Here is a 23170-nt window from a genome sequence, read left to right on the forward strand (position 1 = left end):
GTTTTTTTACGTTTAATGGGTCGGAAGCGGATTAGGCGCGGCAGGCACAGCAATAGGTTTTGTCACATCATAATTACCGATTTTCTTTGCGTGTGCATGTGTGAACAGCACCTCAGAATAACCGAATTCCTTCGCGGTTAACAAAAGCCCTTCGATCATTAAAATGCCTTCCAGCGAATCTTCAACTTTATGTTTTTCGGACAATTGGATTCGCAGCTGCTCGCCGTCTTCCCTTTCCGATACCGATGCAATCGCATCTGCTTCTATAATGCTCGCGGTCTTTGAGCCTCCGTCTGTTGTCTTCATCCCGTCAATAGCCTGATATACTGAATAATAGGTTTGTTCAGACGGGATGAGATACTCTTGTCCCAGACTGTCGCTGTAAGAAAAATACGCCCGGTTTGTCTGTTTATGTACGGACATCTCAGCGGAAATGCCGTAAGATTTATAAAAATCCTGTCCGGCTCCGTTTTGAACCTTTTTCAATTTAATCCGCTCGTAAGGACTCCATGTCAAAGTCTCTTTCAGCATCTTTTTCAATAAGTCAGCATCGGCAGCTGATTCGATAGAAAGACGTCCGTTTACCTGCACAAGCAAATCCTTCTTATCCGCCGTTACCTGCACACCGTCCAAAAGGTTCGGCACAGAAAGGAAAGATTCGGGCACTTCTAAGTTTTCTGCATCAGATAATGCCTCTGAAACCGATTCGTCAGGCTTCTTTTTTTCAAAACTGACCGGAATGACGGCGGATGTATCTGAATCGGCAAACGCTAAAGTAATGTAATTGTTTTTGTTTTCGTTAGAAACGACAAACGTCTTCTGATCCGGCTTGACAGCAGCTGACTGACTGGCTTTTTCAGCTTGACCGCTGTCAGCTGTAAGATCACCGGCAGATTTGTTTGTCATCAGGTGAGGAGAAATAATCAGAGCGATGCACAATGCGCAGATGCCGGCTGCGGCGGGGCCGATCCAGCTTCGGGCCGGTTTTTTCCTGTACGGTTTACCCGTTTCAATATTCCGGTAAATGGCCTCGGGTGAACGATGATCTCTAACCGCCGGAAGTTGTCTTAACAACTCCTCTACTCTTTCTTCGTTCCAATATGACTTCATCATCCATTAGCTCCTCCCTCAAAAGCTCCATCTGTTTCCGAAGTATTTTGAGCCCTCTGTGTTGGGTCGTTTTGACTTTGCTTTCCGAGAAGCGGAGAGCGGCGGCTGTTTCCTGAATGGAATATCCCTGAATAAATCTCAAGATAATAACAGCTCTTTGATCAATGGTGCAATGATCAAGCGCGGTATAAATTTCCCGGACATTTTCATGCTGTACGGCGAGTTCGTCCGGAAGCAAATGCTGATCTCTGACATCTTGTGTATCCCAATCAAACGTACCCATAATACGCTGTCTGATCGTCTGCTGCTTGCGGAACCAGTCAATCGCCACATGGCGTGCGATGGACAACAGCCATGTTTTTTCACTGCTTCTTCCTTCAAATGTATGATAGGAATTCAAGACGCGGATATACACTTCCTGCGTCAAATCTTCAGCCTGCGACTTATCTTTTACCATATAAAATAAAAATTGATATAAATCTTGATGGTATGCATCGTATAATATCTGAAAGGTTTCTTCCATGGGAAACCCCTCCGTTCACTTTTTTGTCGTAAAAATGCGTTGAAAAGTTACATTACAACTATATTACGAGAAACTGGAATTTGGAAGGGAATTTATATTAACATATTCTTAAATTTTTAAAGGAGAAACAAACAAAAAACACCCGCAGAACATGCGGGTGTTTCGTATGGAACAAGATTGTTCGTCAATTTCAGACGTCATCCTGCGCTTTTGTCGGAATATAAAATGTAAACGTCGTCCCTTTGTCGATGCTGCTGTGAACCGCAATTGATCCGCCGTGGGCTTCCACGATATTTTTTACGATGGCGAGTCCGAGTCCGGTCCCCGCCCTGCCTCTTGTTCTTGCTTTGTCCGCTTTATAAAAACGTTCAAAAATAAATGGCAGATCCTCTTCCGGTATTCCCGAGCCGGAATCTTTGATATCGATTTTCAGTCCGTCTTTTACGGTCTGAGCCGCGATATGAACGCTTCCGCCTGACTCCGTATGGCGCAGCGCATTATCTATAAGGTTGGTAAACACCTGTTCCATTTTGTCTTCGTCAAAGACACACTCCGGCTGAGACACCGAGATGTCCTCTGTGAGCGAAACGCCTTTTTCCTTCGCTAGCCCGGAAAATTTGCGGGAGATCTTCTCCAGAAATTCATGCAGGTTTACCGTTTCATAGCGCAGGCCCGTATGTCCGGATTCCATTCTGGCCAAATCCAGCAAATCATTGACGAGCCGGCCCATGCGAAGAGATTCATCATAAATGATCTGCGCGATTTCTTTTTTCTCCTCTTCGGTGCTTGCAATGTCGTCCACTATTGCTTCACTGTATCCCTGCAGCATAGAAACCGGGGTTCTGAGCTCATGACTGACATTGGCAATGAAGTCTTCACGCAATTTATCCAGCCTGCGCTCTTCGGTCATATCACGGAGCACGGCCACGGCGCCGCGGACGTGTGATTCCGCATAAAGAGGCGACATCAATAAAACCCATGACCTTCCTTGAAGCGTCATTTCAATCATTTGCTCTTTTTCCGTGTTCACTGCATTTTGAAATAGCTCTTTTGCTTCAGGGGGAAGGTTGTCTCCTTCTTTAATGTTCATGTTCTGCTCATAATACCATGCCTGCAGAAAACGTTCGGCCGGCGGGTTGGTCACCAAAATGGTGCCGTCGATATTAATGGTGATGACCCCGTCTGCCATACTGCTTAAAATATTGGACAGCTGTTCTTTTTCCTGATTTAGCGCGTTAATATGGAAATTGAGCTGCCGTCCCATCTGATTAAAGGCAATGGCCAGTTCCCCGATTTCATCTTGGGTCAGAATCGGAATTTTTGTATCAAACTTTCCTTTCGCCAAGTCTTGGGCGCCTTCCCGCATTTTCCGAAGAGGATATGTCACCCTGCTGGATAAAAAGAACGCGAAAAACGTTGTCAAGACGATGGCAATGCCCGCCGCAAGAAAAATATAGCGTGTCGTATGTTTCGTCGTATCTTTGACGGCAAGCAGCGATTGGGATAAAAAGACCATGCCTTTTTTGCCGTCTTTTTCATACGGCACTCCGACGATCAGCCGTTCGTTATCCGAACCGGCATTTTTGGGGACCGCGCGTTTGCTTACTTTATTGCGGTCTGTCAGCGCCTTGTGCAGATCCCGGTCATGTTTAATCTGCTCTAATGTAATAGAGGATAAATGATTATCGTCATTGGGCGAATACCAGACATGCTTATCATCCTGAATGATCGCGATGCTCGTTAAATTGTCCGCCAGTTCCCACGTGATGGATCTGGCAAGGGGCTGGTCTTCATGATTTTCTATTATGACCGCGATTTTATCGGCAAGCTGCGTTAAATCTTTTTCCGCTTCTTCAACGTGGTAATTTTCTATAAATTCCAGAAGCAGCACCGTTAAAATAAATAAAACAATTAACACGAGTGAAAGAATGGTAAACCAAAGCTTTCCTACTACGCTTTTCCAAAACTTCATTCAGCGCCTACCTCAAATTTGTATCCGACTCCCCAGACGGTGACGATTTTTTTCGCCGCTCCCGGGGACACTTTGTTTAATTTTTCACGGAGCCGTTTGACATGAGTGTCCACTGTTCTGAGGTCTCCGAAAAATTCATACTGCCACACTTCTTTTAAAAGCTTTTCCCTGTCGTACACTTTGTCCGGTGTTTTCGCCAGGAAGTACAGCAGTTCATATTCCTTCGGCGTCAGGCTCACCTCCGTGCCGTCCGCAGTCACCCTGTGAGCATCGTGATCAATGGATAGATGCGAGAAGACGAGCACATTTTTTGTCGGGGTATTGGCTGTCAGATAAGATGTTTGGGAAGCCCTTCTTAAAAGCGCCTTTACCCGAAGCACCACTTCTCTCGGGCTGAAAGGCTTGACGATATAATCGTCCGTACCTGCTTCAAATCCCTGGACGCGGTTGGCTTCTTCCCCTTTTGCCGTCAGCATGATAATCGGGGTCGCTTTTTTTTCTCTGAGCTGCCGGCATACTTCTATTCCGTCCGTTCCCGGCATCATTAAATCCAAGAGCACCAGATCATAATCTGATGCCAGCCCCATTCTAATGGCCTCGTCTCCGTTTTCCGCTTCTTCAATCACATAGTTTTCCCGTTCAAGGTACATTCTTAAAAGGCGTCGAATTCTGGCTTCATCATCTACTACTAATATTTTAGTTTCATTTGTTTGATCCATCGTTTTCCCCCTGCTTTCCTTCTGTTACTTTCATTTTAACAAACTGTGCGGCAGCTTGAGAACTGTATCGGCTTTTTGCATCTATGCGTACGAATGAAGTCCGGCAAGCACAAGATTCACAAAAATTAAGTTAAACATAATAATGGCGAAGCCGATGACGGCAAGCCACGCGGACTTTTCGCCATGCCAGCCTCTTGACAGCCGCAAGTGCAAATACGCTGCGTAAAATAAAAAGGTGATCAGCGCCCATACTTCCTTCGGGTCCCAGCCCCAAAAACGCGTCCATGCAAGCTGCGCCCAAATCATCGCAAACACAAGCGCGCCGAGTGTGAATACCGGAAAACCGATGGAAACAGCGCGGTAGCCGACTTCATCGACCAAGTCCAGATTCACATTTTTGACGAGCGGGCTTATAAGAGCGCTGATTCTCTTTCTGAATATCAGCCTGAGCGCCCCGTATAAAACGAGACCTGCGCCAAACGACCAGATCACCGTATTGACCTTTCTGCCCGAAAAAATGGCCGGAAGCTCAATAAGCGGCTTCATTGCGCCTTCCGTAAGCAGTTCTCCGTCATGCGGACCGACAAGCGCAGGCATATCATATATCATCACGCTTTTAGCCTCTTTTTTATCCACCCAATTAAATTCTGCTTTGTAATCCGCCAGCCGGAATGCCGACGTGACGGCGATAAATGCCACGGTCGTCACGAGTATAAACATGATGACTTCAAGCCAGAACGTTTTTTTGCCCGGTCTGGATTGGTCGACATGCTTTAACAGGAAAATGACGCCGGCTACAAAACTGATCGCAAGAATCGCCTGCCCGAGCGCAGCCGTCGTGACGTGAATGTACAGCCAATTGCTCTGCAGTGACGGAATAAGCGGCGTGATGTCTGTCGGAAACATGCTTGCATATGCGATAAGCAAAAGCGCGATAGACAATGTGAACATGCCTAATGAAGGCAGTCTGTAAATAAAGTAAATAATAATAAAAGCGAGAACAAGCATCATGCCGAATGACGTCGTAAATTCAAACATATTGCTGACAGGCGCATGTCCGCTTGCCGACCATCTCGCAATGAAATAGCCGAGATGACAAAGAAATCCGAAAATGGTTAACGTGATTCCGATAGCCGACCAGCGGCCCTTACCGTCCTTCGCACCTTTTGTTCCCCGGATGGCGCCGCCGAAAACCGGGACGGCAATTAAATAAATCAAAAAGGCAGCATAAAGAAAATTTGCGCTCAGCTCCGCCATGACACCACTCCTTTTTCACTAGGCCTGATTTTTGGCCAATTCTTTTTGATCGGCCGGCTCTTGAATCCCGGTCCCGCTAAGAACAAATTCGATATCCTTTTTCAGACCGAACCAGTTTTTGTTCGTATGTCCCGCCACAAGCACTTCATGATCACCTGTTTTGATCCAGATCCTTCTGTGCTGCCAGTACATCCCTTGAATGACGCCGATCATAAAGATCGCGCCGCCGACGGCAAGCACCCATAAGGTTAAGTCTTTTCTGACAGTGAGTCCTGTAATGTTTTTCGTTTCCACATGGTCGAATTTTAATTTGTACTTGTTACTTTCGGAACCTTCAACAGTCTGCTGAATCGCAACAAAACTTTTCTCCCCTTTCGGCTTGTCGGGAGCCGTGATTTTAAAGACAAAAGCCGGATTGTTAGGAACCTTCGTTTTCGTGCTCGGTTCTCCGTCCTTGTTAAAATAAAAATCAGGAAGATAACTGGCGATCTGCACTTTGTAACCGTTACCAAGATCGTAGTCCGTGTCGGGATCAAGAAGATTGATCTTCAGTTTGCCGAATGACTGTTTTGTTTTTTGGTCGATCAGCTGAAATACCATCTGGTCGAGCTGGTTTTCTTTATAGTCCACCTGATACACAGAATAGGAGTCAAAGCGCAGCGGTTCATTGACGCGGATATTGTTTTCTTTGACTCTTTTAAGCTTCGGCTTTTCACCGAATACAATGCCGCCTTCCCTCTTGTACAAAACCGCGTCCGTTGTGAAGGATTTGGCGACTTTGCCGTTTCCGGCTCTGTCAATGGCGTCGGCGAATACTTTTTTCTCAGTGTCTTTGTTATATGTCTGCATCGTGAACCGGTTGTTTTTTAAGTAATATTTGCCGTCAGTACCGGGGATCTGGGCGGTTTCGCCTTCACGGACCCAGAGCGTTTCATCGACATACATACCGGGTACAAATCTCAGCATGGCTCCGATCAGAAAAATGATCAGGCCGATATGATTAACGTAGGGCCCCCACCTTGAAAAACGGCCTTTTTCCGCCAGGATGCTTCCCTCTTGTTCTCGCACTCTATAATGCTTTTTTTTCAATCGTGTTCTGAGGCCATCAGCCGCATCCCCGCTCAGCTCGGTTTCTGTCCGGCTGTATAGACGCTGCCTCTTCAAAAAGACCGGATTCCGCCGTACTCCTTGATTTTTCAGCGCCCTGTACAAAGGAATCACCCGATCCAGGCTGCAGATGACCAGTGATATGCCAATGGATGCGATCAGGAGCATATACCACCATGAGCCGTACAGGTGATGAAACCCCAGCAAATAATACAGTTGGCCGATTATGCCGTACTGCTGTTCATAATATGTATCCGGCTGGGCGCCCGGCGGCAGATAAGCTTCCTGCGGAAAAACCGTGCCGAAAGCAGATGCCGCCAGAGTAATGACAATCAGCCATATTCCGACTTTTACGGAAGAAAAGAAGTTCCATACCTTATCTACGATTGTTTTGTTATATGTTTGCGAACGCCTTGCGCTGCCGTCGTACCGCATATCGGCAAGCGGCGATTTTTGATCATCAAGCGGCTTCCCGCACGACTCGCACAAAACCGTCCCGGCTGGATTCACGTGCCCGCATTCACATTTGACCTTTTTCATGAAGACGCCTCCGGCTTAATTAAATTCATATAGTCATGAACCATGCGTTCTGTCATCGTGCCGGTCACCACTTTCACGACTTTTCCGTCGGGATTGATCAAAAATGTCGTCGGAATAGGTGATACGCCGTACGCGTCCAGCACTTGCCGGTCAGTATCAAGCGCAACCGGGAAATTGACGCCGTATGTTTTCATAAAATTATGTACTGCAATTTTTGATTCGCCGACATTTACCGCAACCACCTCGACACCGAGGTCTTTAAAATGCTTGTATTGATTCTCCATGTAGGGAAATTCCTGCTTGCACGGCTCACACCACGTTCCCCAGAAATTCAGAAAAACACCTTTCCCTTTTAACTGACTCAGTTCTATGAGTCTGCCCTCTGTATCTTTCAGCGCGAAATTCGGGGCTTTGGACCCCTCAGATATACGCTCTCCGTTTGTGTAAACGGCATTATAGATGGTATATCCGAGCGCGCAGAGTAAGATGAGAAGGATGCCGGTCCGAATGAATAAACGCCGCCGTTTTTTGTTCATTGTACACTGCTCCCCTCCCCTGTCTGCAAATCCATTCAATTATATCATCTACACGTTTTGTAATTTTTGAAGGTTATGTGAAAATTAGAAAGCGTTTTTACCGTGTTCAGCTAAAGCCCGCAGCCTTTTCACCTCATGCGGCGTCAATTCTCTTGCGTCTCCTGTGCGCAGACCTCTTAAATCTAAAAATGCGTATTCTTCACGTTTGAGTTTCAGCACGTCATGACCGATCGCCTCAAACATGCGGCGGACCTGTCTGTTTCGGCCTTCATGAATCGTCAGCTGAATAATGCTCGTCTGCTTTCTTTTGTCCAGGGAAAGCATTTTCGCTCTGGCCGGCGCTGTCTTGCCTTCTTCAAGCTGAATGCCGCGCTCAAGCTTTCTCAGAAGTTCCTTGGAAGGAATCCCCTTCACTTTGGCGACGTACGTCTTATCAATTTCGTATTTCGGATGCATGAGTTTGTTGGCAAACTCGCCGTCATTTGTCAGCAATAAAAGTCCGCTCGTATCATAATCAAGCCTGCCGATCGGATAAATGCGCTGCGGCACTTCTTTGAAAAAGTCGGTCACCACTTTCCGCCCTTTGTCGTCATCAGCTGCTGAGATCACTCCTCTCGGTTTATAAAGCAGAAAGTACACGGGTTCTTCCCGCTCCACCTTTAATCCGTTTACTTCAATCTGATCAGAACCGGTCACTTTTACGCCGAGCTCTGTTATTACTTTTCCATTCACCTTTACTTTTCCTTCTTTTATCAGCTCTTCTGCCTTTCTGCGTGATGCCACGCCGGCATGAGCAATAACTTTTTGCAGTCTTTCCATGTCGTTCACCTCAAGTATAATCTTACTTTTTTCCCCTTGAACAAACAAGCTTTTTCAAGGAGAGTTATTCTGATATATAAAAAGCGCCTGATTTCAGGCGCTTCCAAATAATAACGTAACTATGATGATTGATGCAACCACCCCGATCAGATCAGCAAGAAGACCAACCTTTAAAGCATCCCCCATTTTTTTGATGCCGACCGCCCCGAAATACACCGTCAGGACATACAGCGTCGTGTCAGTCGATCCCTGCATGACCGAGGCCAGTCTGCCGATAAATGAATCAGGCCCGTACACGGCGATCAGATCTGTCGTCATGCCGAGCGCCGCCGTCCCCGAAATCGGGCGGATCAGAGCAAGCGGCACGACTTCTGCGGGAATGCCGAGCGCTGTAAAGAAAGGCTTGCACAGCCCCATGACAAAATCCAGCGCGCCTGAGGCCCGGAATACGGTAATCGCCACCAGCATCCCGACCAAATACGGAATGATGGAAAACGCAATCTCAATTCCTTCTTTTCCGCCTTCAACGAATGATTCATACGTCGGCACTTTTTTGATCGTGCCGTATATCAATATACCGGCGATAATAATCGGAATCATGGCTAAAGACAGCCAATTCACCATTTCCATTCGCTTACCTCCCTTTTCTTTTGCGGCGGTACCAGAAGTAGCGGTCAATGAAAATCGCGCCGATTCCCGAAATTAAAGTCGCTAAGATGGTCGGCCCGACGATATCGGTCGGTGATTTCGCCGAATAAGCCATGCGCACGGCAATGACGGTTGTCGGTATCAATGTAATACTCGAAGTATTTACCGCCAAAAAGGTAATCATGGAACGGCTGGCCTCAGACTTACCTCCATTCAGCTTTTTCATCTGCTCCATGGCTTTAATACCGAGCGGTGTCGCCGCATTTCCCAGTCCGAAAAAGTTTGCCATGAGATTTGATAAGATGTATCCCATCGCCGGATGATCAGGGGGAATATCGGGAAACAGCTTAGAGATAAACGGGCGGCACATTCTGCTGAATATATCCAAAAGGCCGGACTGCTCGGCTATTTTCATCAGGCCGAGCCAGAAGACGAGGACGCTCATTAATCCGAACGAGATCGTAACCGCTTCTTTCGCTCCTTTAAAAACGGCTTCATTCACATCCTGCAAGGTACCGTTAAACATCGCAAAGACAAGTCCGATTACCGTCAGACATACCCAGATTAAATTGACCATGACGAACCGCCCGCCGCGCTCATAAACAGGCTCGTAAACGTCTCAATGAAATGCTTTTTCGGTTTTTTATGGCGCTCGTTTTCATAATAGACGGGAATCTTGGCGATCACTTTCCCATCATGCATAACAGTCATCCGGCCGACGACATCAGGAATGAGAGAGGCGTCCTTTTTCCAGGCTTTTTTCGGTTTTATTAAGGTTGTGCGGATTTTTACATCGTCGATTTCATCCTCTTTTAATAAATATTTGACATCCCGGGCAATAAAAGCGTGTTTTCCGTAAAACGTCTTTTTCAGCTTCGGGATGCCGCCTTTTTTAGCGACGACATAGGTTTTATAGTGCTCAAAGACATAATTAAACATATTCATATGGTCATCCCAGTCATCCGGATCATTTATGGTGACCGCGATGAGATCCGTTCCGTCTTTTGAAGCCGTCGAAACGAGCGTCCGTTTCGCGATTTTTGTGTAACCCGTTTTTCCGCCTGTGCTGTAACGGTAGAGCCCAGTCAGAAGCTTGTTTTTATTTTTCCATACCCGGTCCATCGTTTCCGCCTTATACACTTTTGTGCCTGAAACGGTCCGGTATTCCTTGATTTTCATCGCGTATTTAGTCAAAAGCGCCATGTCATACGCCGTAGAATATAAATTTTCATGGTCGTCCAGCCCGTGCGGATTTTGAAATTTTGTATTTTCCATCCCGATTTGCTCGGCTTTTTTGTTCATCATAAATACAAAACCGTCAAGGCTTCCGCCGACATATTCAGCTATTGCCGCAGCGGCGTCATTTCCTGATCTCAGCATAAGCCCGTATACAAGATCTTTCAGCTTTACTTTTTGTCCCGGCTGAAGATAAATGGCTGAGCCTTCCGTTTTTACGGCATTCGGGGAAACCGTCACGGTCTCTTCCATCTTCCCTGATTCAATCGCCAGCACCGCCGTCATGATTTTCGTAATGCTTGCAATCCGCCGCTTATGATGTTCATCCTTGGCGAATAACACCCTGCCAGATGCTCCGTCGATAATAATCGCGCTTTTTGCGCTGACATGTATTTGGGCATGTGCCGTATTGCCGTCTGTAATGGAAAAAAGAATAACAAAAGTCAAAAGAAATACGGCAGCTTTTTTGAGAAAGCGCATGAATGCTCACGTCCTTGTTGTGGGTTTGTACAAGTTTATGCGCCTGTCCATGACTTATGAATACCAATTGCATCACTTTCACATAAAAAAACTCTCCCAAAAGGAAGAGTTTTTATCTGACTGATGCCATATTTGAGCCTGATGCTTCATATTGCGCCAATTCTTCCCGCATGCGCAGAAATTCACTGCTGAGCGAAAGCAGAAGGCTCCGCAGCGAGTCCGGCACTTGCTGGTAGAATTCAATCGCGCTTTGGCCTGTATAAGCGGCGCGGCTGTTTTCGTACCATGTATCCTTTTTCGGCATGAAAAACTCTTCCACGCACTGATGATACACTTTATACAGCGTTTTTTCCGCTCTCACCTCATGAAACGGCTCCTGCATTAAGAGCCGCCGGCAGGCTTCCTGGGCGCCTTCGCAAAAGACGGTCATCCTCCTCAGCACACTGAGCACGTCGCGGCAGTATGCCTCATCCGCATCTCCTTGAGCCCGCATCTCCGGCAATGTTGTATGATTTAAATAGCTGCTGACCATCGTGACAACCTCGGCTAAAAATTCACCAGTTTCTTCAGTATGGGCCCTCACAATCGAATTTCCCATTTCCGTCCGTTTCCTTCCTCTCTTGTACGTCGTCATTTGCGTCATTCATCAATGGCCTTTCCCTACTATCGTATGATGAAAAACGGTTATTATTTAATATCCTCAAAAGTTTGGTTGAAGTTTTCAAAGAATAAATCGGCTTCCTCCTGGAGAACGTCTTCCTCCGCATTTTCAGGAAGCGGCGGGAGCTCCTCCAATGTTTTTAAGCCGAATTGTTCAAGAAATACCGGTGTCGTGCCGTATAAAATCGCCCGGCCGGGACCGTCGGCGCGGCCCACCTCACACAGCAGCGCTTTTGACACGAGGCTGTGCAGAATCCGCTCAGACTTCACGCCCCGGATATCTTCAATTTCCGCCCGTGTGATCGGCTGCTTGTACGAAACGATCGCCAGCACTTCCAAAGAAGCCTGTGACAGCCCTTTTGACGGCACTTCGATTAGTTTTTTCAAATAAGGCACGAATTCTTTTTTCGTTCCAAGCATATACGTATCCGCATATTCGGTAAGCTCGATGCCTCTGTCGTCTTCCTTGTACTGAGCGGCCACTTCTTCCATGATTCCGGCCAGTTCCGCTTCTTCTATTTCAAGCACCGTCACCAATTGCTTTTTGGTCAGCCCTTCATCACCCGCCGCATACAGCAGGGCTTCCACAATCGCTTTCCAATTCACGATATCAAGCGCCATGAATGGATTCACTCCCCGTAATGTATATATCTGAAAAGTTTTCTTCCTGTTCAATGATAATCTGCTGATTTTTCATCAGTTCCAGGACTGCTAAAAACGTCACGACGAGATGGTCCTTTTGCCGAGAAGGAAAAAGCTCCGTGAAGTTTATTCTTCTCCCCGCCGTTTTTAAGCTTTTAACGATTTCGTTCATTCTGTCTTCAATCGGTATTTCCTGTCTTGTAATGGTCGTTTCTTTCGGCCGCGTGATTTTTTTACGCTGAAGCACCTTTTGAAACGCGCCGATCATGTCATAAACGGTCACCGACAGTTTCTGCTCGGTCTGTTTGATTTCTTTTGCATACTCACTTAAATCACTCGGCGGCTTTGTAAATGACTTTTGTCTTTCTTCTTCCCGCTCTTTTAAATCCTTCGCAGCGGTTTTATACTTTCTATACTCAATCAGCTTTTCAATCAGCTCGTCCCGAGGGTCTTCTTCTTCAAGCATTTCGTCTTCAAACAGCTCTTCCTCTTGTTTCGGAAGCAGCATTCTGCTTTTAATGCTGAGAAGCGTCGCCGCCATGACCAGATATTCACTGGCGACATCAAGTTCAAGCTCTTGCATTGTATGTACATATAATAAATATTGTTCAGTAATAGTTGCCACGGGTATGTCGTATATGTCGATTTCAAGACGGTTAATCAGATGAAGCAGCAGGTCCAATGGGCCTTCAAACGTATCAATTTTCACTTGATATTCTACCATTATCTCACCATTTTCAGTATCACTCTCATTGCCGGAAAAACTGGCTACCCTTTAGTATAATCCACCGAAATGCTCTCGTCCAATACTTTTATACACGTCCTCCGTTATTTAGAAAATACTGAAAAAGAAGATATACGCCTATACCTTTAAAGGCGGATGCACATATGATAGCCGTGTAAACTTGAAACAAAGGGAGGCTGATTTCACATGAGCGGAGCTTGTTTCGGCGGAGGTTTTGCATTAATTGTCGTTCTGTTTATTTTGCTCGTTGTCGTAGGAGCATCTTACATCTGCTAGTTCCTCAGGCTTCAGACACCAAGCCGCTCTTTTTCCTTTTCATAGCGCTGTGGTACACTGGTTTTAGCATAAAAGGAGGAAGCGGCTTGTATCCTAAAGCTTATATCGGCTTTTTGGCCGAATTTCACGCATCAAGAGATTATTTTGAGTGTCATGAACTGTTAGAGGAATATTGGAAAGAAAGCCCGGCTGAAAAGCGGAGCATTCATTGGGTCGGCCTGATTCAGCTTGCCGTCGCTCTGTATCACCAGCGCAGGGGAAATGAAGCCGGGGCGAAACGGCTGATTGCCAACAGCTTACGTATTCTCCGGTCTGAAAAGCAGGCGGTCTGTTCTCTCGGGCTCAGCCATCCGAAGCTGATTGAGCTGATAGAAACGCTGTCAGACGATATAGAAGCGGGCCTGCCTTACAGAAGTGTTATGCTTCCGATTACAGATGAAGCCCTGAAAGAAGCATGTCTTGCCGAATGCCGCCAAAAGGGTTATACATGGGGGCAAGACGGCGTATCAGATACCTTTCTTATTCATAAACACCGCCTGCGGGACAGGACGGATGTCATTAAGGAACGCGAACGGGAAATTGAGAGAAGAAAAAAAAGCAGAGGCTGACGGTCAGCCCTGCTTTTTCTATATCAAAACAGCTCCCGAAACCGTGAAGATTCCGGGAGCATTTGTCAGTTATTATATGAGATATCCTGATCTTTTTGATGTTGACAGCGTTCAAAAAAGCTTTGCGTTAATTCATTCGGAACGAGTGCCTCCGTTTTGAACAGACGTTTTAAGGCGTCCATCATTTGCTTTCCGATTCCTTGATGGCGGTGAGAAGGATTCACGCTGATATGCCGGATTTCAACCTCTGAGTCCTTTTTTTCGACTCCGATCGCTCCGACGATATCTTCATCCTCTTTCCAAAGAAAGAGCTGGCGGCCAGTATCCGTTTCATAGTCCTTTATTGTCTGCTGAAGCTGCTTGAGATCTTTTTCATTCGGCATAAATGACAGAAGACCCATCGCAATCTTTTCAAACGATTTTTTATAACGAATTAACATAAAAACCCCTCTATATCCAAAATGTCCATTCATGTCCTATCAAACGGATACATAAGGCGATCCGTTTTCTCACATTATATCATTTTCGCCGCGGTTTTAAACGCTTTTCAACAAATTATTCAAATGAGCGGTTTAAATTTGCCATTTCAATGGCAGATACTGCGCAATCCGCTCCCTTATTTCCGGCTTTTGTTCCGGCTCGTTCGATGGCCTGCTCAATGGTTTCAGTCGTCACGATGCCGAAGATAACCGGGACGCCCGTCGCCGTTCCCGCCTGGGCGATGCCTTTTGCCGCTTCATTGCAGACATAGTCATAATGCGTTGTCGCTCCTCTGATAACCGTGCCGAGCGTAATGACGGCATCGTATTTTTTCGTTTCCGCCATTTTCTTTGCCGCAAACGGGATTTCAAACGCTCCCGGCACCCAAGCGACGTCAATGTCGTTTGATTCTACACCGTGGCGAAGCAGCGTGTCTTCCGCTCCGCTTAACAGCTTGCTCGTTATAAATTCATTAAATCTGCCGACGACGATTCCGATTTTAAGTCCTGTTCCTACTAGGTTTCCTTGTATGATATTCATATGTTATCCATCCTTTTTTGTGAGATTTGTTTTTAGAAATGGAGCAGATGTCCAAGTTTTTTCATTTTGGTCTGTAAATACTGCTTGTTATGCTCACTCGCTTCCATTTGAAGCGGCACCCGTTCTGAAATGCTGAGACCGTATCCTTCGAGGCCGGCGATTTTTCGGGGGTTATTGGTTAAAAGTTTCATATGCTGAACCCCTAAGTCGCGGAGAATCTGGGCGCCGATGCCGTAGTTGCGCAGATCAGGCAGAAAGCCGAGCGCTTCGTTCGCTTCAACCGTGTCGTACCCTTGTTCCTGCAATCGGTACGCCTTCAGCTTATTGATTAAACCGATTCCTCTGCCTTCCTGGCGCAAATACAATAGAACGCCGCGGCCTTCTTCAGCAATTTGCGCAAGCGCGGCATGAAGCTGAGGCCCGCAATCACAGCGATGGGATGCAAACACATCGCCCGTCAGGCATTCTGAGTGCACTCTGACAAGAACGGGTTCGCTGTTAAACGGGACATCCCCCATGACAAAGGCGAGATGTTCTTTTCCGTCAACCTCGTTTGTATATCCGTAAACTCTAAACGTGCCGAAGTCAGTCGGCAGCGTAATATCAACTTCTCTGTTCACAAGTGTCGTAATGTTGTAACGGTACTCTATTAAGTCTTTTATCGTAATCATTTTCAGCTGGTGGCGTTCGGCGATTTCGGCTAACTCCGGCACTCTGGCCATTGTGCCGTCTTCATTCATAATTTCACAAATGACGCCCGCTCCCTGAGATCCGCAGGCTTTTGCAAGGTCAACGGCTGCTTCCGTATGGCCCGCCCGCTTCAGGACGCCTCCTTTTTTTGCGATTAAGGGGAAAATGTGGCCCGGACGCTGAAAATCGTCAGACACAGATTCCTCGTTCAACAGCGCCTGAATGGTAAAAGAACGTTCTTGAGCGCTGATGCCCGTTTTTGTCAGCCTGTGGTCAATACTGACCGTAAAGGCGGTCTCATGTGAGTCCGTATTATGATCGACCATCGGGTGAAGATCCAGCCGGCCGGCGATGTCTTCAGACAGCGGCGTGCAGATCAGGCCTCTCCCATGGGTCGCCATAAAATTCACCACTTCAGGCGTGGCATGCTCAGCCAGCGCTACGAAATCTCCTTCGTTTTCTCTGTCTTCATCATCGACAACAATGATGACTTCACCTTTTTTCAGCGCCTCTAACGCCTCTTCTATCGGATGAAACATATCGATCTTCCTTTCTAAAAGCCGTTCTCGCTTAAAAAGGCTTCCGTGATAGTTTGATTGCTTTTCGTTTGTTCTGTTTTGTGCAAAAAGCGGTATAAGTATTTGCCGATCATGTCACACTCAATATTTACGGTTGATCCGACTGTTTTCGTCTGAAAAATCGTTTCTGAGATGGTATGCGGAATGATGGATACCGTCACGCTTTCGTCTGATAGACCGAAAATCGTCAGGCTCACGCCGTCTACCGTAATTGAACCTTTCAATACGAGCGTTTTTGTCAATTCCGGCGAAAGTTTTAAATCGTAATAGACCGCGTTGCTTTTTTTCTCGATCCGCGTAATTTCAGCCGTTCCGTCCACATGCCCTGATACAAAGTGGCCGCCGAACCGTCCGTTGGCGGACATCGCTCTTTCCAGGTTTACTTTACTGCCTTTTGACAAGCCGTTCAGCGAAGTGGCTTTCACTGTTTCCGGCATAACATCAACCGTAAATTGATTGTCAGAAAATCCGGTTACGGTCAGACAGATGCCGTTTACCGCAATGCTGTCGCCAAGTTTCACATCACTTGTCACTTTTGAAGCGGCGATGGTTAATGCCATGGAAAGGCCTGTCTTTTTGATTGCTTGGATCGTGCCTGTTTCTTCAACGATTCCTGTAAACATCGTCACCATCCTTTCCATCTTTAGGTATGGCCGTCAGTTTTATATCCGGCCCGATTTGGGTGATTTGTGTGAATTGTAAATGGGGGACATCTTTCATTGATTGAAAACCTTCACCGGAGATCAAGCTGGGAGCAAGCGTTCCTCCGATTAATTTAGGGGCGAAATAGAAATGAAGCTCTTGGAAACAGCCTTCCTTGACAAAACTTCCGTGTACGGATGCTCCGCCTTCCACATAAACGGACATTATGCCGTTTTCAGCGAGAATACTGAGCACCTCAGGGATGTGAATACGGTCTGTTTCCAGCGGAAAAACTTTTATTCCGAGTGCGGTCAGCCGGTCTTTCTTTTGCACGTCTGCACCTTTGGCCGTAAATATCCATGTCGGCGCAGCGCCGTCAGTGAGCACATTTGCCGTTTCAGGAATGGTCAGCTTTGTATCGAGAATCACTCTGACCGGCTGCTTCACCGCATCAGGAAGCCTGCAGGTCAGGCTCGGATTATCGGCTTTGACTGTGCCTGCTCCGACAAGAATGCTTTGATGCGATTTCCTGTATTGCTGGGCATCAAGCCTTGCCGCCTCTGATGTAATCCATTTGCTGTCACCGGTTTCGGTCGCTGTTTTCCCGTCAAGGCTCGCGGCCGCTTTCAAGGTGACATACGGAAGTCCGGTCCGCATGAAGTGAAGAAACATTTTATTCAGCTCTTCTGCCTGCTGCCTGAGAAGTCCGGTTTTCACTTCGATGCCCGCTGCTGCCAGCATTCCGATGCCTTTTCCGGCTACAAGCGGATTCGGATCTTTCACAGCAATGAACACCCTTTTTATCCCCGACTTTATTATCAGTTCGGAGCATGGCGGTGTTTTTCCGTAATGGCTGCAAGGCTCCAGCGTCACATACAAATCGGCGCCTTTTGCGTGTCTGCCGGCCATATTAATCGCGTGAACCTCGGCATGCGCTTCTCCGTATTGCAAATGGGCGCCCATTCCGACGATCTGTCCGTTTTTGACGACGACAGCGCCGACAAGAGGATTGGACTGTGTCTGCCCTTCACCGCGTCTGGCAAGTTCTATTGCCGTATTCATATAATATTCATCCATCGTTATCCCTCCCTTCTTCCACGCAATTTGGCGTCAAAAAAGCCCCGAATGTTTACACAGTTCGGGGCTTTGCCAGTTTTAATCCATAGGAAATAAGACTATACAGCAAGTTTATTTTTTGCATAGCTTCTCTCATCCTTCTCCCATCCAGACTTTCACTGTCGGCTTCAGCTTTTCACTGAATCCACCGTATACAGATGCATACGGGTCACGGGCTGTAAAGCGCAAAGCGCCTTATTACCGCCGGTCGGGATTTTCACCCAGCCCCGAAGGATACAATCAATATTTTTTTGTCCTTATCCGCTATTATAACATCCTTTGCGGCAGGCGCAATGAATTTGCACCTCATTATTCAGAAAAATAAAAAGCGCCCTTTTCCCATAAAAGGCGTCTTTATTTATTCGTTCACTTTGACGACCTTCAATAAGCCGTCAATCCGGTTTGATTTGCTGAAGTACGCTTTAATCTTATCACCTTTTTTCACATCGGAGAGATCCTGCTTCAGCTTGTCGCCGTTAAAAATAATTTTTGTGCCGTTCGCTGCCGTACCGTGATACTCAGTTCCTTCGATTTTCGTAATTTTATATGTTTTGACTGTATATTCTTCTTTTTCCTGGGACAGGGTTTGTCCGATTGCAGTCGGCACGTCTTTCAGTTCAATATCGTTTATGACCATATAACCGCCCGCTAATAACAGCAGCAGTACAAGTAAAATGGCTGCTTTTGTTTTAATTCTTCCCATTTTTCTACCTCCAGCCCGTATCAATCTATTCATTACTATGTCATATTCCTTTTTTTCATGAATAGAAAACCGTTCTTCCCTGCGTGAGTTATTCATATAACGTTTCATAAAGGGAAGATGTTTCATGTATCTGTAAAACTTTCTATCTATTAAATAGATATACGAATTTATGTTCTGTTTTTGAGGGTGGAGAGATAAATTTATATAAAAAAAGCAGTTTTCTCATGAAGAAAACTGCCTGTACGGTTTATTTCGTCTTGCGAATTTCGTTAAACGGGAAGAAGACGAATTTTGATGTGCCCGCTATTTGTTTTTTCGTAAAAAGACCGAGGCCGTTGCGGCTGTCCATAGATTCTCTGCGGTTATCACCCATGACGAAATATTTGTCGTCCGGCACTTTCACCGGGCCGAAGTCTTCTGTCAGCCGGTCATAGCCGTCTTGCTTCGCCTTGTTCTTGTTTGCCGCTAAATACGGTTCGGACACTTTTTTGCCGTTGATATACAGCTGATCGTTTTTCATTTGCACCGTGTCGCCGGGAAGTCCGATAATCCGTTTGACATAGTGCTCATTTTCTCCGTTCAGCACGACGATCTGGCCGCGTTTGAAGTCGCTTATGTATTTGACCGTCATATTGACAAAGATTCTCTCGCGGTCATGCAGCGTCGGATCCATTGATCTTCCATCAACGAGATAAGGGGCAAATAAAAAGTTTCGGATGAGCAGTGCCAGAACGACAGCGATGATAATGGCTTTCACCCAATCAAGTACGGCGCTTTTTTTAGAAGTTTTTTCTTTTTCTGATTTCAAGTGATTTCCTCCCATTAGCCATGGTCGTTTTTATTTTACCATGAATCCCTGCACAGAGGGCAAATAAGCCCCGCACCCCATCCATTTTTTCATTTTATAAGCCGGATCTGCTGATTTTACGGTATTTCACGAAGCTTCCGATCCGCCAAATGCACAAATACACAAAAGCAAGCTCCATTGTTAAAACGGCGAATTCCGCCGCGTCAATGTTTTTGAAATATTGGCTGAGCGCGATACGGATCGCAATAATCGCGATAATGACATATTTAAAGTTTTTATTCCGCTTGGAGTAGACAAAGCCGTCTTCCCGGATTTCATAGGCGGTTTGCGACAGCATGATGACACCGAATACCGCGCCTAACAGTCCGGCGATGGCGAGCTCCCAAAGAGCGGGAAAATGAAACTGCTTTCCCGGGATATTCATGAGCTGGCTGATACTGAATGTGAAAATGACGGCGATAATCAAAAGCGGGAGAATGATGCCGAAGCCGCCGCCTTTAATCGGCCTGTTTCCCTTTTTCACCCTGAACCAAATCATAAGTGCGAGAATGATAATGACAAATAAAACGGTTGCCAATTGAACCAACGTTTCTACCTCTTTTCATTGTTGTAATCGGTCTTTTTCACTATACCAGAATGATCACCGATGTTCATATATGTATTTTTTCATGATTTACACATGAGAATTTTCATATACATAAAAAAACCCGCCTGAAAAAGGCGGGTTTTCTGTCATTATCCTTCTACACGGATTTCTTTCATTTTGTCTCCGTTAGACATGTTTTTCGCATGCTCTAAACCGCTTGTCACTTTTCCGAATACAGTATGAACGCCGTTTAAATGCGGCTGCGGCTCATGTACGATGAAGAATTGGCTTGAACCCGTGTCTTTACCGGCATGCGCCATTGATAAAGAACCGGCTTCGTGTTTATGCGGATTGCCTTCTGTTTCACATTTGATCGTTTTTCCGCTTCCGCCCATGCCTGTCCCAGTCGGATCTCCGCCTTGGCTGACAAAGCCCGGAATCACGCGGTGGAAAATAACGCCGTCATAAAAGCCCGTATTCGCCAGATTTTCAAAGTTAGCGACTGTATTAGGCGCTTCATTCGGATAAAGTTCAAATTCGATTCTGCTGCCGTTTTCCATTTCGATGTAACCAGTTTTCATTCTCATTCCTACTTCCGTATTGTTTTTTGTCAAAGCCTTCTTCAATATGAATTTCAATTGTAAGCCGGCTTTCTTTTTGATATTCTTTTGAAGGAAGAGGCCTCTGCTCTTCTTTTCGCGGCTATTATACCACACCTTCAGCCGGAAAACGAATCTCCCCGCTTCCGCAGAAAGAAAATGAAACCAGAACAGCTTCACAGCCGTCTATGTATCGGAACTGCTTCACGCAGGTCCTCACAAACCGCTTCAAAACGGCATTTGTGAAAAGAAGGAGGTTAACCGCTTTGAAAAAAATGTGGATTGGATTGCTGGCGGCGGCCGTTGTATTGTGCACAATACCGAAAATCAGCCTGGCCGATGCCGCAGTCGGAGATGTCATCGTCACACTGGGGGCGGATCTGTCAAACGAAAACCGTCAGAAAGTGCTTGACGAATTAAATGTCCCTGATAACGCGACAAAAGTGACGGTCACAAATAAAGAAGAACATGAATATCTGGGAAAATATATATCGAACGCCCAAATCGGCACAAGAGCCATCTCTTCGTCATCCATTACGGTGGCAAAGAAAGGGTCCGGGCTTGACGTTAAGACCCATAATATCGATTCCATTACGGATGAAATGTACTTAAACGCCCTGATGACAGCAGGAGTGAAAGATGCGAAAGTATACGTGACGGCGCCGTTTGAGGTATCAGGCACCGCAGCATTAACGGGAATCATCAAGGCATATGAAGTCTCATCAGACAAAGCAATTTCAGAAGATGTAAAACAGGTCGCCAACCAAGAGCTTGTCACCACTTCAAATCTCGGGGATAAAATCGGGGATAAAAACGCCTCCGCGCTTATCGCAAACATTAAAGATGATTTCGCGAAAAACGGTGTGCCCGATACAAAAGAAGGAATCGAGAAAAAGGTCGATGATGCGGCTTCAAACCTTAATATTACACTGACTGACGCTCAAAAAGACCAGCTCGTTTCATTGTTTAATAAAATGAAAAATGCAAAGATTGATTGGGGCCAAGTCGGCAGCCAGCTCGATAAGGCAAAAGACAAAATCACGAAGTTCATTCAATCCGATGAAGGCAAAAGCTTTGTTCAAAAAGTTATTGATTTCTTCGCTTCGATTTGGAATGCGATCGTGTCTGTATTTACAGGAGACAGCGGATCAAGTTCTGACAGCTGAACGCAAAAAGAGACCGGACGCCATTGTTCCGGTCTCTTTTTTATTTATTGTTTGACCCCCGTCTTAAACGGCAGATCCAGTTTTACAATGTCTTTATAAGTTTCTCTTCTAATGACAAGATGCGCTTCGCCGTCTTCCACAAAAACGACGGCGGGACGCGGAATGCGGTTGTAGTTGTTAGCCATGCTGTATCCGTACGCTCCCGTACAGAAAACGGCGAGAAGATCGCCTTCTTTCACTTCCGGAAGATCTATATCCCAAATGAGCATATCCCCGCTTTCACAGCACTTACCCGCGATGGATACCGTTTTGTCGTGGTGTTCTCCGATTCTGTTTGCCGATACGGCTTCATATTTCGCCTGATACAGCGCAGGACGGATATTATCGCTCATGCCCCCGTCAACCGCTGCATATTTACGGGTGCCGGGCACTTCTTTTTGCGAACCGATGGTATAAAGCGTCGTTCCGGCGTCTCCGACGAGCGAGCGTCCCGGTTCAATCCAGATCTCCGGAATGTCAAACGCGTGCCGCGCTGCGTTTTCTTTTACCGCTTCGATAATTTTTTCCACATAAACGGCGGGATGAAGGGGTTCATCCTCTTCCGTGTAGCGGATGCCGAAGCCGCCCCCTAAATTCAGCACTTCAGAGACAAAGCCGAATGATTCTCTCCATTCATTCAGTTTTGCGAAGATTTTTTCTGCGGCCAGCACAAAGCCCGCCGTATCAAAAATTTGCGATCCGATGTGGCAGTGAACGCCGAGAAGGCGGATATGGTCTGACTGCAATACTTGTTCAATCGCCTTTTCTATTTGCCCGTTATGCAGATCAAAACCGAATTTGGAATCTTCCTGCCCCGTCGTAATATAATCATGCGTATGCGCCTCTACCCCGGGAGTGATCCGCAGAAGCACATCCATTGTGCGCCCTGATTTGCGGCACAGTTCCGCGAGTAAGGATATTTCATAAAAATTATCAACGACGATGCAGCCGATTTGATGATCGAGCGCCATTTTCAACTCTTCTTTGCTTTTGTTGTTGCCGTGAAAATGAATCCTGTCAGCCGGAAAACCAGCCGCAACCGCCGTGAACAGCTCTCCGCCGGATACAACGTCCAATGAGAGCCCCTCCTGCTCAGCGAGCTGTATCATCGCAACGGAAGAAAACGCCTTGCTCGCGTACGCGACCTGCGCCTTTAAATCCGCGTCAATGAATGCCTGTTTAAAGCTTTTAGCGCGCTCACGTATTAAAGCCACATCGTAAACATAAAGAGGCGTGCCGTAATGCTCCGCTAAATACAGCGCGTCCACACCTCCGATTTCCAAATGACCTAGTTTGTTTTGTCTGCTTGTGCCATGTAAGAACAATGCTCATTCCCTCTTTCTGA

At 46.4% G+C, this 23170-nt stretch carries 27 protein-coding genes and 1 riboswitch; of the genes, 3 read left to right on the top strand and 24 right to left on the bottom strand.

Annotation, left to right across the window (positions count from 1 at the left end; translation table 11 throughout):
* Positions 1–12: 12 nt before the first annotated feature.
* From ACWJJS_RS11815 to ACWJJS_RS11880, 14 genes are all read right to left on the bottom strand, one after another.
* The gene (locus ACWJJS_RS11815) at positions 13–1074 is read right to left on the bottom strand and encodes a sugar dehydratase (RefSeq protein ID WP_454023683.1); all 1062 of its coding nucleotides are present in this window, start codon (positions 1072–1074) and stop codon (positions 13–15) included.
* Complete coding sequence (gene sigX, locus ACWJJS_RS11820) at positions 1049–1633, bottom strand: RNA polymerase sigma factor SigX (protein WP_003153399.1); 585 nt, start codon at positions 1631–1633, stop codon at positions 1049–1051. The genes ACWJJS_RS11815 and sigX overlap by 26 nt, the downstream gene beginning before the upstream one ends.
* A 190-nt stretch (positions 1634–1823) precedes the next feature.
* Positions 1824–3605: an ATP-binding protein gene (locus tag ACWJJS_RS11825; RefSeq protein WP_454023596.1), complete on the bottom strand. Its 1782-nt coding sequence runs from the start codon at positions 3603–3605 to the stop codon at positions 1824–1826.
* On the bottom strand, positions 3602–4324 hold the full coding sequence (resD, locus tag ACWJJS_RS11830; protein WP_045510934.1) for a DNA-binding response regulator ResD: 723 nt from the start codon (positions 4322–4324) through the stop codon (positions 3602–3604). Before resD ends, ACWJJS_RS11825 begins: the two co-directional genes overlap by 4 nt.
* 81 nt (positions 4325–4405) lie before the next feature.
* Positions 4406–5581, bottom strand: a complete 1176-nt coding sequence (gene ccsB, locus ACWJJS_RS11835) for a c-type cytochrome biogenesis protein CcsB (RefSeq protein WP_003153395.1) — start codon at positions 5579–5581, stop codon at positions 4406–4408.
* An 18-nt stretch (positions 5582–5599) separates the two neighbouring features.
* Complete coding sequence (gene resB / locus ACWJJS_RS11840) at positions 5600–7228, bottom strand: cytochrome c biogenesis protein ResB (protein WP_094247825.1); 1629 nt, start codon at positions 7226–7228, stop codon at positions 5600–5602.
* Positions 7225–7764, bottom strand: coding sequence for a thiol-disulfide oxidoreductase ResA (resA, locus tag ACWJJS_RS11845; protein WP_003153391.1), 540 nt, complete (start codon positions 7762–7764; stop codon positions 7225–7227). The genes resB and resA overlap by 4 nt, the downstream gene beginning before the upstream one ends.
* Before the next feature lie 84 nt (positions 7765–7848).
* Positions 7849–8583, bottom strand: a complete 735-nt coding sequence (gene rluB, locus ACWJJS_RS11850) for a 23S rRNA pseudouridine(2605) synthase RluB (RefSeq protein ID WP_015388055.1) — start codon at positions 8581–8583, stop codon at positions 7849–7851.
* A 93-nt stretch (positions 8584–8676) separates the two neighbouring features.
* Positions 8677–9213 (bottom strand): spore maturation protein SpmB, encoded by a 537-nt coding sequence (gene spmB, locus ACWJJS_RS11855; protein WP_003153387.1) that lies wholly within the window; start codon positions 9211–9213, stop codon positions 8677–8679.
* A gap of 4 nt (positions 9214–9217) precedes the next feature.
* On the bottom strand, positions 9218–9808 hold the full coding sequence (locus tag ACWJJS_RS11860; protein WP_003153385.1) for a nucleoside recognition domain-containing protein: 591 nt from the start codon (positions 9806–9808) through the stop codon (positions 9218–9220).
* Positions 9796–10947 carry a D-alanyl-D-alanine carboxypeptidase family protein gene (locus ACWJJS_RS11865; RefSeq protein WP_003153383.1) on the bottom strand — a complete coding sequence of 384 codons (1152 nt, stop codon included), beginning with the start codon at positions 10945–10947 and terminating at the stop codon, positions 9796–9798. The genes ACWJJS_RS11860 and ACWJJS_RS11865 overlap by 13 nt, the downstream gene beginning before the upstream one ends.
* Before the next feature lie 112 nt (positions 10948–11059).
* Positions 11060–11545: a DUF3907 family protein gene (locus ACWJJS_RS11870; RefSeq protein ID WP_146284658.1), complete on the bottom strand. Its 486-nt coding sequence runs from the start codon at positions 11543–11545 to the stop codon at positions 11060–11062.
* A gap of 89 nt (positions 11546–11634) precedes the next feature.
* A complete protein-coding gene (gene scpB, locus ACWJJS_RS11875) occupies positions 11635–12228 on the bottom strand; it encodes an SMC-Scp complex subunit ScpB (RefSeq protein ID WP_007409428.1) in 594 nt (197 codons plus the stop codon).
* The gene (locus tag ACWJJS_RS11880; RefSeq protein WP_007409427.1) at positions 12218–12973 is read right to left on the bottom strand and encodes a segregation/condensation protein A; all 756 of its coding nucleotides are present in this window, start codon (positions 12971–12973) and stop codon (positions 12218–12220) included. The genes scpB and ACWJJS_RS11880 overlap by 11 nt, the downstream gene beginning before the upstream one ends.
* 207 nt (positions 12974–13180) lie before the next feature.
* Between ACWJJS_RS11880 and ACWJJS_RS11885 the strand changes: the two genes are divergently transcribed.
* Entirely contained in the window at positions 13181–13270 is a 90-nt protein-coding gene (locus tag ACWJJS_RS11885) for a YjcZ family sporulation protein (protein WP_003153376.1), read from the top strand.
* A gap of 86 nt (positions 13271–13356) precedes the next feature.
* Positions 13357–13878 carry a DUF309 domain-containing protein gene (locus ACWJJS_RS11890; RefSeq protein ID WP_156734850.1) on the top strand — a complete coding sequence of 174 codons (522 nt, stop codon included), beginning with the start codon at positions 13357–13359 and terminating at the stop codon, positions 13876–13878.
* 65 nt (positions 13879–13943) lie between these two features.
* Here the strand turns inward: ACWJJS_RS11890 and ribT are convergent, their stop codons facing one another.
* The 9 genes from ribT to ACWJJS_RS11935 form a co-directional block, all read right to left on the bottom strand.
* On the bottom strand, positions 13944–14318 hold the full coding sequence (ribT, locus tag ACWJJS_RS11895) for a GNAT family N-acetyltransferase RibT (RefSeq protein ID WP_003153373.1): 375 nt from the start codon (positions 14316–14318) through the stop codon (positions 13944–13946).
* Between the two features lie 115 nt (positions 14319–14433).
* Positions 14434–14898, bottom strand: a complete 465-nt coding sequence (gene ribH, locus ACWJJS_RS11900) for a 6,7-dimethyl-8-ribityllumazine synthase (RefSeq protein WP_003153372.1) — start codon at positions 14896–14898, stop codon at positions 14434–14436.
* 32 nt (positions 14899–14930) lie between these two features.
* A complete protein-coding gene (locus ACWJJS_RS11905) occupies positions 14931–16127 on the bottom strand; it encodes a bifunctional 3,4-dihydroxy-2-butanone-4-phosphate synthase/GTP cyclohydrolase II (protein WP_003153371.1) in 1197 nt (398 codons plus the stop codon).
* Between the two features lie 14 nt (positions 16128–16141).
* Positions 16142–16789 (bottom strand): riboflavin synthase, encoded by a 648-nt coding sequence (gene ribE / locus ACWJJS_RS11910; protein ID WP_007409425.1) that lies wholly within the window; start codon positions 16787–16789, stop codon positions 16142–16144.
* Positions 16770–17885 carry a bifunctional diaminohydroxyphosphoribosylaminopyrimidine deaminase/5-amino-6-(5-phosphoribosylamino)uracil reductase RibD gene (gene ribD / locus ACWJJS_RS11915; protein WP_454023597.1) on the bottom strand — a complete coding sequence of 372 codons (1116 nt, stop codon included), beginning with the start codon at positions 17883–17885 and terminating at the stop codon, positions 16770–16772. The genes ribE and ribD overlap by 20 nt, the downstream gene beginning before the upstream one ends.
* A gap of 131 nt (positions 17886–18016) precedes the next feature.
* A riboswitch (FMN riboswitch) is annotated at positions 18017–18163 on the bottom strand.
* Between the two features lie 119 nt (positions 18164–18282).
* On the bottom strand, positions 18283–18627 hold the full coding sequence (locus ACWJJS_RS11920; RefSeq protein ID WP_003153366.1) for a hypothetical protein: 345 nt from the start codon (positions 18625–18627) through the stop codon (positions 18283–18285).
* A 247-nt stretch (positions 18628–18874) separates the two neighbouring features.
* Entirely contained in the window at positions 18875–19450 is a 576-nt protein-coding gene (lepB, locus tag ACWJJS_RS11925; protein ID WP_071391669.1) for a signal peptidase I, read from the bottom strand.
* Positions 19451–19529: 79 nt separating this feature from the next.
* Complete coding sequence (locus ACWJJS_RS11930; RefSeq protein ID WP_017418065.1) at positions 19530–20021, bottom strand: CcdC protein domain-containing protein; 492 nt, start codon at positions 20019–20021, stop codon at positions 19530–19532.
* Between the two features lie 149 nt (positions 20022–20170).
* Positions 20171–20602, bottom strand: coding sequence for a peptidylprolyl isomerase (locus ACWJJS_RS11935; protein WP_003153363.1), 432 nt, complete (start codon positions 20600–20602; stop codon positions 20171–20173).
* Positions 20603–20886: 284 nt separating this feature from the next.
* On the opposite strand from ACWJJS_RS11935, the gene ACWJJS_RS11940 reads away from it, so the two are divergent.
* On the top strand, positions 20887–21786 hold the full coding sequence (locus ACWJJS_RS11940) for a DUF1002 domain-containing protein (RefSeq protein WP_003153362.1): 900 nt from the start codon (positions 20887–20889) through the stop codon (positions 21784–21786).
* Between the two features lie 44 nt (positions 21787–21830).
* Here the strand turns inward: ACWJJS_RS11940 and lysA are convergent, their stop codons facing one another.
* Positions 21831–23150: a diaminopimelate decarboxylase gene (gene lysA, locus ACWJJS_RS11945; RefSeq protein ID WP_454023598.1), complete on the bottom strand. Its 1320-nt coding sequence runs from the start codon at positions 23148–23150 to the stop codon at positions 21831–21833.
* Between the last annotated feature and the right edge of the window lie 20 nt (positions 23151–23170).

The organism is Bacillus sp. JK106 (assembly GCF_053663355.1).